Genomic DNA, 12,267 nt, shown 5'->3' on the forward strand with positions numbered 1-12,267 from the left:
TTTAGCTCCCGCTGAGCGGATCGGCAGCACCTAAAACGGATTTTAGCTCCCGCTGAGCGGATCGGCAGCACCTAAAATGGATTTTAGCTCCCGCTGAGCGGATCGGCAGCACCTAAAACGGATTTTAGCTCCTGCTGAGCGGATCGGCAGTAATGGGCGAGCTCGTCGAAACCGATCGAGGCCCGCACTATGGTATGTTTTTAAAGAGAAAATAATACCAGTACGACTTCCCGTATTCGCCCAACAAATCGGCCGCTGCGCTTCGTCTGTTTTCGATCGCCGAAAGATACTTTCGTCTGAAATCGCCATAAGATTCGACGACATTCTCGCTCACCCCGTATCGCCTGCAATAAGCCGGATCGTTCTCGTTCATAATCATCACAGCCTGTTGAAATAACGGAGGGACCGTTTTCAAAATTTCCGTACCGGCATATCTCTCGACAAATCTGTTCACGTTTTTCCGATCCTTGGCCAGCATCAGAAACGCCAGGGCATAATCGCGAGCGACCGTATCCGCGGGATTCGCCTCCAAGGTGTTCAACATATCCGCATAAGGCCCATACAAAAACGCGAAATGATCCTGCCTCGTCAAGCCTTTTCGCTTCGTTCCCAGCTCCTGATCGCTCGCCACCGCTTCGTCGTCATATAAAAACCGTCGCTGCGCCCTTGCCCAATCGGCGTATCGCCACGTCTTCTCCAACAAACTTATGTATTTTTCCGCTACGGCATAAGCTCCGAAGATGAGGTTCGTTTTTACGAGCAACTTCACCATCGAGGGATTGCCGTACCTGATCCCCACGTTCGAATCGAAAGCTTTGCTCTGCGCAGCTCCTATACTGCCCACCCGGTAGTACAAGTCGGCGAGAATGGTGGTAAGTTCGGGAATTTGATCGTTGGAATTCCCCTGCACCAACAACGACATAGGCCCTCTTTGCGGATAGTCGAATAAATTCGAAATCAACCTGCCTCTATGCGAAAGGGCCAAATTGGCATAATTCAACAACAAGTAATTATCGGCCCGAACAACCTTGCTTTGCAGGATGCGATCCCAATCCTCCGTAACCACATAGTGTTGCAACTCGAACAAACCGTACGCCTTCGAACTGTTTCTTTCGCCCGAGTAAAGGCAATACCAGCAGATTCCCGCAAACAGGACAAGGGCACAGCCGACGGAAACCGAGGGTTTAAAAACGGGGAGCCTTTTCAGCGCAAAGAAAACGAGCATGACTAAAACGACCAATATCCACGAAGTGAGAAAAAACTTCGTCGGTCTTAAGATAGGCTCATAGTAGGCGTCGTTCAGCAGAGCAAGACGAAGACTCGCCGCATCCCCTCGCGCGACTATATAAAATCCTGATAAAAGGACTAAAACGACAGGAAGAAGCTGGTAATGGGCTCTTTTATAATCGGTCGACAATTCGAAAAAGAAGATGGCCACGGCCGACAACAAAGCCGCCGCACCTGCCAGCACGAACAAGACAACCGAAAGCATACTCCCCCACAGCAGTCGATAAATTCCCTTTAACGTCGGCACAAAAACGGCGTAAACATAGATGAACAGCGAAGCCAAGCAAAAGGACACAAGCCCCTGATAGCTATAATAAAAATCATACAACGCATTTATCTGAAACAGGACGGGCAAGAAACACAGGGCGAACAGGCATACGTGGCGGTTTATTTTCCGGAAAGCGAGCCACAGAAAAGCTGCGGATGCAACACTGCATACGGCGGTTATCAACGAGCCTATCAGCGGCACGCAGAAGAATTGCACGAAGAATTGCGACAAGCACAGCGAAAAGCCGCCGACGACAAAAAACCGATCATAGATAAACGACGAATCGAAGCGAAAGATCTGCACTTGTTCCCGGTAATAAAATAGGAATTCCTGGGCCTTCTCCAAATAAAACCACAGCAAGAACACGGCGAGAAGCCCTATCGACAGCGGCAGGTATTTTTCTATTGTTCGCATAGGTGGAGATTAATGCGAAGGATCATTCCCTCGCCAAACGGATTCCCTGTTCCTCCAGGACGACGAGCCGCTTTCTGTAAAGTTCTCCGACAGCCTTTTTAAAAGTTTTCTTGCTTACGCCGAAGGTCTCGTAAATATCGCGGACGTCGCTTTTATCATTCAATTCGGTATATCCGCCGTGTGCGCTAAGGTACCGTCGCAATATCTGGGCGAAATCGTCGACTTTCCTATACCCGTCCGGCTGCAAGGCCAAATCGATCTTCCCGTCCTCTCGTACCTGCTTGATAAAAGCTTTCATCCTCATGCCCGTCTCTATCGGTCGAAAAATCTCGGCTCGATACAGCAATCCGCCGAACCGGTTCTCGATAATCGCCTTGTACCCCAAGTCGGTCTTCTGTCCGACCAGGATATCCACCGACTCGCCGGCTTCGTACTCCGGCATCTCTTTCGAGAGGAAGTGCTCCACTTTGGCAGACGCCATAATACGATAGCTTTCCTCGTCCACATGAACGTGCACGAGGTATTTGCACCCCTTCTGCATCGGCTGTTTCTGTTCCCGAAAAGGAACGAACAAATCCTTCATCAGCCCCCAGTCGAGGAAAGCCCCGAACTGATTCACCCACGCCACTTTCAGGTAAGCAAACTGTCCGACCTCCGCCAACGGCTTTTGCGTAGTGGCTATCAAACGCTCGTCCTGATCCAAATAGATAAAGACATTCAGCCGCTCACCGACCTTGCAGTTCGACGGCACGTAACGCGAGGGCAAGAGGATTTCTCCGTCATCCCCGCCGTCCAAATACACTCCGAAATCAACTTCTTTGACGACTTCCAACAGATTATATTTTCCCAAATCAATTTCCATATCGATTAATTTTTCGTAAAGATAAGAAACTATTTTCGTTTTTTCCTTTCTCCATCCTTTCAAAAATTTGGTTTCCCCTCCCCCTCGCATCGGCTTCGTCTCAGAAAAACGTTTCCGATCGATGCTCCACGCTCGTTACTGCCCGAACGGTTCTTTCAGCAACAATGTAACAGGGTATAATGTCGGAGGAGGTGGAGGTCGGACTTATCCCGCAAATAATCGATTAAAAATTTGGATAATCAAAAATTAAATACGATATTTGGTACATCACCAAACTAATCATTACGACTATGAAAACAGTAACTCTTACTTATTGCAAAAACGGTATTGAAGCTCATCGCATTCAAGCCGTATTGGAAGAACAAGGCATTCTTTCTATTCTGCAAAATGAGAATATGACGCAGTTAATGCCTATCCCTGGATTCGAGATCCCTATTTTAGTAGATGAAAAAGATTTGGAACAAGCAAAAACAATTCTCCGAGACTTGTTCCCGGAGAAGATGATCGGCGACGAATCGATCAACTACTTCTGATGCTTAGCCTACAGTTTCTCCCGAGATGCGTCCGTCTATCAAATGGATCGTGCGGTCGGTCAAGCGGGCTAAGCCTTCATCGTGGGTGACGATAACGAAGGTCTGATTCAATCGATCTCTCAACTCGAAGAACAGCTGATGCAGCTCTTGCTTGTTCGCCGTATCCAAACTTCCCGAAGGTTCATCAGCAAGGATCACGGCCGGATTATTTATCAGGGCTCGCCCTACGGCAACCCGCTGTTTCTCGCCGCCCGACAGCTCCGAGGGTTTATGCGACGAACGTTCTCTCAGTCCGAGCATCTCCACAATTTCCGCCGCCCTCTTTCGGGCATCCGAAACCGACCGGCCCGCAATCAGCGCGGGGAGCATCATATTCTCCAAGGCCGTGAATTCGGGCAAGAGCTGATGAAATTGGAAAACAAAACCTATCCGTCTATTCCGGAAAGCCGAAAGTTCTTTCTCTTTCAAACGCCCGACATCCATACCGTCGACGAAGACCGACCCGCTATCGGCCCTGTCCAAGGTCCCCATTATCTGAAGCAGTGTAGTCTTGCCTGCTCCGCTCGGTCCGACGATGCTGACGATCTGACCGGCTTCAATGTTCAGATCGACATCTTTCAGCACTTGCAGCGTCCCGAAACTTTTCCGTATGTCTTTCAATGCAATCATCGGTTAAATGCTAATCATTCCTTTTTGTCCATCTCGAGAAACGACCTATCACCTTGTCATACAAAACGTGCGAAACGGGGCGATACATAATCGGATCGGAGAAAGAAACGGTATCTTGCAGATCAGCGAACTGATCAGGATAGACAATCAACAAACTGTTATCGGCGAAATACTTGTTTAGCTGCATCGGAAGCCTTTCGAACGACGACCGATAGGAAATGGAACCGACTCGAGAGGAAACGACGACAAAGAGGTGATCGAAACTCACTCGGTCGGTAAGAGTCAACAAGTCGTCCCAATCGGTCAACTCCGAGAACTCGGCGTAGGGGCCACCGCCTCTTTTTTCCACAATATGCCGTAACAGTGCCGACGTATTCTTCGTAGCGAAGAAACGAATGCGGCAACCCAACTGCCGGCTCATGCGGCACAGTTGCGTGACCCACTTCACGAAACCGGCCTCATACTCCGCTTTTTCCGGTACGGCGACGATAATCCGTCGAAGCGTATTGACCGGCATCAACAACTTAGTGATCATGACCTGCCGGTTGGTCCCTTCCAACAGGCGTTCGGTCAGCGAACCAAAGAAAGAATCCGTCAATTTGCTCTTTCGGTGCAAACCGATCACCACATCGGTAGCCGAATATTCTTTCATGGTATGGATGATACCTTGCACGATATTCAAATCGTAACGCAATACGGTTTTGACTATCGCATCGGCTGCTGCTGCCACCTTGGCGGTACGTTCCAAATTGCGTTTGGCGATCTGTTCTTTCATCTCCGAGGCATTATTATCATCGATCACGTTCAATGCGATCAGCGGCGTTTTATCCTTCTGCAGACGCAATGTCAAGGCCATTTCCATCAACCCCTCGATGGTTTCGGGATTGGCTATGGGTATGAGGAAACACTCCTGTTCCTTCTTCTCCGTGGGTACTTTTTCCAACTGCCTCGTAACGATTTTTCTCGCCGCCCTTTCGGTAACGATAGAGCTTATAATGCAAGTAATCAGAATCATCACTACGGTACCGTTCAACACCTCGTCGCTCAACAGACGTTCTCCATTATCCATGATGATCCCGTGCCCGATCAGTACGGCGGCCAATGCGGCTGCCGCATGCGCATTCGTCATGCCGAACAGGATGCTCCGCTCCACCGTCTCCAAACCATAGATCTTTTGTGTGATATAAGCGGGTATCCACTTGGAGATAATAGTAACGGCAGTCATCATAAAGGCTACATACAACGCAAAACTTCCCACGAACAGGCTGCGTATATCGATAATCATTCCTACACCGATAAGGAAGTAAGGAATGAACAAGGCATTGCCCACAAATTCCAACCGACTCATCAAAGGCGATACGTGCGGCACGTAACGATTCAACACCAGCCCCGCGAGGAAAGCGCCGAGGATACCTTCCATCCCTACGATTTGCATCAAAGCTGCTCCCAAAAATACCATTGACAGCACGAAGACGAATTGCATGACGGCATCTTCGTACCGGCGGAAGAACCATCGGCAAAGACGGGGCATAAAGATAATGACGAGCACCGTCAGAACGACCACCTTCCCCAAGAGCCATACCCAGAACCAAGCGCTGTCGTCGGGAGTTTTATAGATACCTCCGATGACCGCCAGAATAATCAGCGCGAACAGAACCGTCACGATCGTCCCCACGATAGAGATGCTGGAAGAACGTTCTCCCGAAAGTCCGTACCGACTGATGATAGGATAGGCGATCAGCGTATTGCAGGCGTAAATACCTGCCAGCAAGATGGAAGAGACCATACTGTAATGCAAAAACACGAGACTGGTAACAACGCCGAGCAACATAGGAAAAATAAAGGTAAGCAAACCGAAAACCACACCCTTGGTGCGGTTCTTTTTGAAATCGTCCATGTCGAGTTCCAAACCGGCGAGGAATACGATATAATACATACCGACCTTCCCGAACAACTCGAAACTGTCATCGAAATTCAAGAGATTCAAACCGTACTTGCCGACCAACATTCCCGCCAGAATCATCCCCACGATATGGGGAATACGAAATTTCCCCATGATTAAGGGTGCAAACAGGATGATGAGCAGCACCAGGAAAAAGATCCAGGTGGGATCTGTAATGGGAAGATGGGAAGCAAAATCGGACCAATTCATTTTATCCTAACTGTATGCAATCTGTTGGCAAAGATAAAAATAAAAATAAAACCGAGAAAATAGCACGACAAAAAAGCCGCGTCTCCCCGCCTTCGCCACTAACGATACCCACGTCTCAGCGTTGTAGTTTTCTATATTTGGGTTGACTACTTTGTGATCTTATTCCTTATGCGAATTGACTCGGTTTGACCTTATTCCTGTTAGTTGTTTATTTCAGTTTGGCATTCCTGAGTTTGGTTTACTTCTCGAGTCTTATCCCTGATAAAGGGTAAAAGTAAACTGTTATTTTGAAGTTTGTGGAAATAAATCGGGAAAAACGTCGACTGTTTTCAGTCATCGGTCGATTTTATTTGAACGAAACAGGATCCGACCATAGATTTGTACCGAAATTTAAAATCATAAACGATGAAACTAAAAGGGATTTATCTGATAATGATGTTGCTAACGACAGCTTATGCAACGGCTCAAACGAACGAGGTACCCCATCCTTCCGATGCAAAACAATGGACGTTACAGAATTGTATAGAGTACGCTCTCGAACAAAATATCCAATTGCGACAGCGTAAAATCTCCTTGACCGAAAGCGAAGTAGATGTAAAAACGGCCAAAGCCGCACTCTTCCCTTCGCTCTCGTTCGCTTCCGGACACAATGTGACCAACCGTCCATATCAACAGAACAGCAATACGGTGAACGGCACGGAGATCGTCTCCAGCGACAGCAAGACGACCTACTCCGGAACCTACGGACTTTCCGCCGATATGACTCTATGGAACGGAAAACGCAATGTAAATAACATCAAACAGCAGAAATTGAACCATCAGATAGCCGACTTGTCCGTTCGACAGACCGAGAATTCGTTACAGGAACAGATCGCACAACTCTTCATTCAGATCCTCTATGCCGACGAGTCGGTGAAAATCAATAAAAATACTGTCGAAGTAAGCCAAGCCACTTATGATCGTGGGCAAGAGCTTTTCCGCGAAGGATGCATTTCGAAAGCCGATCTTGCGCAATTGAAAGCTCAGGTCAACAACGATCGGTATCAGATAGTAACTTCCGAGAGCACTTTGCGCAGCTATAAATTGCAACTGAAACAATTGCTTGAATTGGATGGCTCGGACGAAATGAATTTAGTCTTGCCCGAAATCAACGACGAGGAAGTATTAAAGTTATTGCCCGCACAGGATGATGTCTATAAGCAAGCGCTCGCCTTTCGCCCGGAAATTCAAAGCAGCAAATTGAACATCGAGAATTCGAAATTAGGTCTCTCTGTAGCTAAGGCTGGCTATTTGCCTACTCTTAGCTTGAACGCCTCTGCGGGCAGCATGACCAATAGCTCAAGCCACTACGGTTGGGGCAAACAAATAAAAAACGGCTGGAACAACATCATCGGGTTGAGCTTAAGCATTCCTATCTTCGATAACCGCCAGAACAGAAGTAATGTCGAAAAGGCGCGTTTACTATACGATAGCAATCAATTAGACCTGATCAACAAACAAAAGGAATTATATCAAACCATCGAAGGCCTGTACTTGGATGCCACGAATGCCCAACAACAATACAAAGCCGCCGAAAGCAACATGAACAGCTATCAAATAAGCTACGATATGGTCAGCGAACAATTCGCTTTAGGAATGAAAAATACGGTAGAACTTCTAACCGAAAAGAATCATCTGCTCAATGCGCAGCAACAACGTGTCCAGGCAAAGTACATGGCCTTGCTAAACAGGACATTGTTAACGTTCTATGCAGACGGAAAAATCAATATCCTCTAACCGAATGTATAATCATAAAATGAAAATAAGATGAAACACAAGAAATTTACCTATGGAGCTGTTGCAGTCCTCGTCATAGCATGCATTTCCTTATTCGGCGGAAATTCGAAGAACGGGACGATCAGTTTCAAGACCAGCAAAGCAAGTAACGGCAAAATCAGTAATTCGATCACTGCCACAGGAACGATCGAGCCGGTTACCGAAGTCGAAGTCGGCACACAGGTATCGGGCATTATCGACAAAATATATGTGGATTATAACGCTGTCGTAACCAAAGGACAGTTGATAGCCGAAATGGATAAAGTGACTCTCCAAAGCGAACTTCAATCCTCAAAGGCCAACTATGACGGTAGCAAGGCCGAATACGATTATCAAAAAAAACTTTATGAACGCAATCGGAAGTTGCACGAAAAACAGCTGATCAGTGACACTGATTACGAAGGGTCGCAATACAACTACGAACTTGCCAAAAGCAAGTATGAGTCTAGTCGCGCCGCTTTAGCGAAAGCGCAGCGGAATTTGTCGTATGCCACCATCACCTCTCCGATTGACGGCATAGTTACCAGTCGTGCCGTCGAGGAAGGTCAAACCGTCGCTTCCGGATTCGAAACCCCTACGTTGTTTACCATTGCAGCCGACTTGACCAAGATGCGTGTCATTGCCGACGTTGATGAAGCAGACATTGCAGGAGTAAAAGAAGGAGCATTGGTTAAGTTCACCGTCGATGCTTATCCTGACGACATGTTCGAAGGAAGTGTCCAACAAATTCGGTTAGGCAGCACCAACAGTTCCAGCAGTTCGTCTTCAAATACGACCTCAACTACTACCGTGGTTACTTACGAAGTCGTTATCACGGCAGATAATGCGGACTTGAAATTGAAACCGCGCTTAACGGCCAACGCCACCATCTACACATTGAATAAGGAGAACGTGCTGAGAGTACCGAATAAAGCTTTGCGTTTCACCCCAAATAAGAACATCGTTAAGGGTTACACCATTAAGGATGTAGATGCAACTCATAAAGTCTGGACCATTGAGGGCAAAACGCTTACCGCCCATGCCGTCCGGATAGGAACGAGTGATGGAACAAATACCGAAATCGTCGGCGGTATCGAAACAAACACACCGGTAATTACGGAAGTAAATATCGGCGTAGCTGCCAGCGAAGCAACATCGGAAGACAACAGCGGTTCGGAACGCAGCCCTTTCATGCCCAGCCCTCCTAACAGAAACAAAAACAACAATAATAAATGAAAAAGATTATCGAATTGCAAAACATACGAAGAAACTTCATCGTAGGGAACGAAACCGTCCATGCCTTACGAGGTGTCAGTTTCATCATCGAGGAAGGAGAATTCGTTACCATCATGGGAACTTCCGGATCAGGAAAATCGACCCTGTTGAACACCTTAGGCTGTTTGGATACACCGTCTACCGGAACTTATTTCCTCGATGGCGTATCAGTCAGAACCATGAGCAAGTCGCAACGTGCCATATTGCGCAATCGTAAAATCGGATTCGTCTTCCAAAATTACAACCTGCTTGCCAAAACCACAGCGGTAGAGAATGTAGAATTGCCCTTGATGTACAACAGTTCGGTATCGGTTGAAGAACGAAGGAAAAGAGCCGTCGAGGCTCTGGTAGCCGTAGGATTGGGCAACAGATTGGAACACAAATCGAACCAAATGTCGGGAGGGCAGATGCAACGCGTCGCTATTGCCCGGGCCTTGGTCAACGATCCTGCGGTAATCTTAGCCGACGAAGCGACAGGCAACTTAGATACACGCACGAGTTTCGAGATTTTGGTTTTATTCCAGCAGTTACACGCCGAAGGGAGAACGATCATCTTCGTTACACATAATCCGGAAATCGCCAAATACAGCAGTCGCAACATCCGGTTGCGCGACGGAAAAGTCGTCGAAGACAATAAAAACATAACGATCATGTCGGCGGCAGAAACATTGGCGAAGTTACCTATCCCTGAAGACGATTAACGTATGACTAAATAAAGAAAGTATGAACTTTACCAATTTATTCAAGATCGCTCTTAAAGCGTTAGCCAACAATAAGATGAGATCCTTTCTTACGGCGCTCGGCATCATCATCGGAGTTGCTTCGGTCATCGCCATGTTGGCAATCGGACAAGGATCCAAAAAGAGTATACAGGCACAAATTGCCGAAATGGGTTCCAACATGATCATGATTCATCCGGGAGCGGATATGCGAGGAGGAATCCGACAAGACCCTTCCGCCATGCAGACATTAAAACTGGAAAATTATGAGAAGTTAAGGGAGGAGTGTACCTACCTCGCCGGCATCACCCCAAACGTCTCTTCGTCCGGTCAATTAATCGCCGGAGGAAACAATTACCCTTCTTCCGTTACTGGAATCGCCCAAGACTATCTGACTATCCGGCAATTAAAGATCAGAGACGGAGAAATGTTCTCGGATAACGATATTCGTACTGCAGCGAAAGTCTGCGTAATAGGTAAAACGATCGTCGATAATCTGTTCCCGAACGAAGAGCCCATCGGGAAGATCATTCGCGTGAACCACGTACCATTCAAAGTGATCGGAATCTTAGAATCGAAAGGCTACAATTCAATGGGGCAAGACCAAGACGATGTCGTGTTAGCTCCTTATACAACAGTAATGAAACGTTTGCTCGCCCAAACTTATTTAAACGGTGTCTTCGCTTCAGCTATTACGGAAGATATGACGGAAGATGCGGTAAACGAAATCACGACCATCCTCCGACGCGAACATAAATTAAAAGCAACCGACAACGACGACTTCACCATCCGCACGCAACAGGAGTTGAGCAGCATGATGAATACCACCACCGACTTAATGACAACTCTCCTGGCCTGTATTGCCGGAATCTCCTTGTTAGTAGGCGGCATCGGGATTATGAACATCATGTACGTAAGTGTCACCGAACGTACTCGCGAGATCGGCTTACGTATGTCAGTAGGTGCGCGTGGCGTCGACATACTCTTACAATTCTTGATCGAAGCTATCCTGATAAGTATTACGGGCGGTCTGATCGGCGTATGTATCGGCTGCGGAGCCAGTTACATCATCAAAGCCGCCGCTCATTGGCCGATATACATCCAACCCTGGAGCGTTTTGTTATCGTTTGCAGTATGTACCGCGACGGGAGTTTTCTTCGGATGGTATCCCGCAAAAAAAGCCGCAGCATTGGATCCCATCGAAGCATTGCGTTACGAATAATTTAATTATATTTGTGCCATGACTGCCTCAGTAAGATATAAACCGCTCGAACTTTTCATCCATATACTGACCTGGACGCTTGTGTTCGGTTTCCCTCTGGTCTTTGTGGATCGGGAAAGCGGGTTCTCGTGGAGCAAATTCATAGGACACAGTATCGTCCCCGTAGGATACTTTGTCGTATTTTATACCAACTATTTCTTCCTGATACCGAAAGCGTTGCTCAACAATAAAATAAGGAATTTCTTTATCTTGAATTTCCTTCTCATCGTCATTGTCACCATAGCGGTTCATACCTTATGGAATATAATGACGCCCCCTCCTCCCGGCCAACATTACGGTCCTCCAGCATATTATTTCTACATCCGAGATTTAGTCATGATGGTATTCGTGGTAGGATTGAGCATAACCGTACGTCTCAGTAAACGGTGGAGAACGCTGGAAAAGCGGCTGATTCAAAGTGAACAACAGAAGACCGATGCGGAACTGAAGAACCTGAAAAATCAATTGAATCCACACTTTCTCCTGAACACGCTCAACAATATCTACGCACTCATCGCTTTTGATTCGGATAAAGCGCAGGAATCCGTTCAGGAATTAAGTAAACTTCTTCGATACATGCTTTATGAGGACCAGACCGATTGGATTCCTCTGACAAGAGAATTCGATTTTATTAAGAATTATGTATCGCTGATGAAAATACGCTTGGCTGAAAATGTCAAAGTGGAACTGGCATTAACAGAAGAGATAGGCAGCCATATTCAAATCGCTCCTTTCCTCTTTATTTCTTTAATAGAAAATGCATTCAAACACGGGGTCAGCTCTACGGAGCACAGCTTTATCAAGATCTCCATTACGGGTTATGCAAACGGCAATGTAAAGTGTGAAATCGTTAATAGCAATTTCCCAAAGAGCAATGTGGATAAAAGCGGAAGCGGCATCGGCTTAGAACAACTCCAACGCCGCCTCGATTTAATATATCCACATCAATATGAATGGAAACGGGGGGATAACAAGAAACAGGTTTACACCTCCGTTTTACAGATCGAAACAAACCATAAACTCGAAAGATAAA

10 protein-coding genes are annotated in these 12,267 nt (G+C 46.9%); 6 read left to right on the plus strand and 4 right to left on the minus strand.

The window, feature by feature from the left end; genetic code table 11:
• Positions 1-187: 187 nt before the first annotated feature.
• Together BN102_RS05430 and BN102_RS05435 are read right to left on the minus strand one after the other, a co-directional pair.
• On the minus strand, positions 188-1,969 hold the full coding sequence (locus BN102_RS05430) for a DUF6057 family protein (RefSeq protein WP_019208089.1): 1,782 nt from the start codon (positions 1,967-1,969) through the stop codon (positions 188-190).
• 22 nt (positions 1,970-1,991) lie between these two features.
• Positions 1,992-2,831 (minus strand): CvfB family protein, encoded by an 840-nt coding sequence (locus BN102_RS05435; protein WP_036787474.1) that lies wholly within the window; start codon positions 2,829-2,831, stop codon positions 1,992-1,994.
• A gap of 290 nt (positions 2,832-3,121) precedes the next feature.
• Between BN102_RS05435 and BN102_RS05440 the strand changes: the two genes are divergently transcribed.
• Positions 3,122-3,364 (plus strand): putative signal transducing protein, encoded by a 243-nt coding sequence (locus tag BN102_RS05440; protein ID WP_019208091.1) that lies wholly within the window; start codon positions 3,122-3,124, stop codon positions 3,362-3,364.
• 3 nt (positions 3,365-3,367) lie between these two features.
• Here the strand turns inward: BN102_RS05440 and BN102_RS05445 are convergent, their stop codons facing one another.
• Together BN102_RS05445 and BN102_RS05450 are read right to left on the minus strand one after the other, a co-directional pair.
• On the minus strand, positions 3,368-4,033 hold the full coding sequence (locus BN102_RS05445; RefSeq protein WP_019208092.1) for an ABC transporter ATP-binding protein: 666 nt from the start codon (positions 4,031-4,033) through the stop codon (positions 3,368-3,370).
• 10 nt (positions 4,034-4,043) lie between these two features.
• On the minus strand, positions 4,044-6,185 hold the full coding sequence (locus BN102_RS05450) for a cation:proton antiporter (protein WP_019208093.1): 2,142 nt from the start codon (positions 6,183-6,185) through the stop codon (positions 4,044-4,046).
• A 435-nt stretch (positions 6,186-6,620) separates the two neighbouring features.
• Between BN102_RS05450 and BN102_RS05455 the strand changes: the two genes are divergently transcribed.
• The 5 genes from BN102_RS05455 to BN102_RS05475 are packed head-to-tail and all read left to right on the plus strand — an operon-like array spanning position 6,621 to position 12,266.
• Positions 6,621-7,961, plus strand: coding sequence for a TolC family protein (locus BN102_RS05455; protein WP_390939701.1), 1,341 nt, complete (start codon positions 6,621-6,623; stop codon positions 7,959-7,961).
• 30 nt (positions 7,962-7,991) lie between these two features.
• Positions 7,992-9,215: an efflux RND transporter periplasmic adaptor subunit gene (locus BN102_RS05460; RefSeq protein WP_019208095.1), complete on the plus strand. Its 1,224-nt coding sequence runs from the start codon at positions 7,992-7,994 to the stop codon at positions 9,213-9,215.
• Entirely contained in the window at positions 9,212-9,955 is a 744-nt protein-coding gene (locus tag BN102_RS05465) for an ABC transporter ATP-binding protein (RefSeq protein WP_019208096.1), read from the plus strand. Before BN102_RS05460 ends, BN102_RS05465 begins: the two co-directional genes overlap by 4 nt.
• Positions 9,956-9,977: 22 nt before the next feature.
• Complete coding sequence (locus BN102_RS05470; RefSeq protein ID WP_019208097.1) at positions 9,978-11,195, plus strand: ABC transporter permease; 1,218 nt, start codon at positions 9,978-9,980, stop codon at positions 11,193-11,195.
• Between the two features lie 18 nt (positions 11,196-11,213).
• On the plus strand, positions 11,214-12,266 hold the full coding sequence (locus tag BN102_RS05475) for a sensor histidine kinase (protein ID WP_019208098.1): 1,053 nt from the start codon (positions 11,214-11,216) through the stop codon (positions 12,264-12,266).
• The last annotated feature ends 1 nt before the right edge of the window (position 12,267 follow it).

Source organism: Phocaeicola abscessus CCUG 55929, from assembly GCF_000312445.1.
Classification (GTDB): domain Bacteria; phylum Bacteroidota; class Bacteroidia; order Bacteroidales; family Bacteroidaceae; genus Phocaeicola; species Phocaeicola abscessus.

Coding starts and splice junctions, on each gene's coding strand:
- BN102_RS05430 (WP_019208089.1), bottom strand. CDS start 1,969: ATGCGAACAATAGAAAAATACCTGCCGCTGTCGATAGGGCTTCTCGCC.
- BN102_RS05435 (WP_036787474.1), bottom strand. CDS start 2,831: ATGGAAATTGATTTGGGAAAATATAATCTGTTGGAAGTCGTCAAAGAA.
- BN102_RS05440 (WP_019208091.1), top strand. CDS start 3,122: ATGAAAACAGTAACTCTTACTTATTGCAAAAACGGTATTGAAGCTCAT.
- BN102_RS05445 (WP_019208092.1), bottom strand. CDS start 4,033: ATGATTGCATTGAAAGACATACGGAAAAGTTTCGGGACGCTGCAAGTG.
- BN102_RS05450 (WP_019208093.1), bottom strand. CDS start 6,185: ATGAATTGGTCCGATTTTGCTTCCCATCTTCCCATTACAGATCCCACC.
- BN102_RS05455 (WP_390939701.1), top strand. CDS start 6,621: ATGTTGCTAACGACAGCTTATGCAACGGCTCAAACGAACGAGGTACCC.
- BN102_RS05460 (WP_019208095.1), top strand. CDS start 7,992: ATGAAACACAAGAAATTTACCTATGGAGCTGTTGCAGTCCTCGTCATA.
- BN102_RS05465 (WP_019208096.1), top strand. CDS start 9,212: ATGAAAAAGATTATCGAATTGCAAAACATACGAAGAAACTTCATCGTA.
- BN102_RS05470 (WP_019208097.1), top strand. CDS start 9,978: ATGAACTTTACCAATTTATTCAAGATCGCTCTTAAAGCGTTAGCCAAC.
- BN102_RS05475 (WP_019208098.1), top strand. CDS start 11,214: ATGACTGCCTCAGTAAGATATAAACCGCTCGAACTTTTCATCCATATA.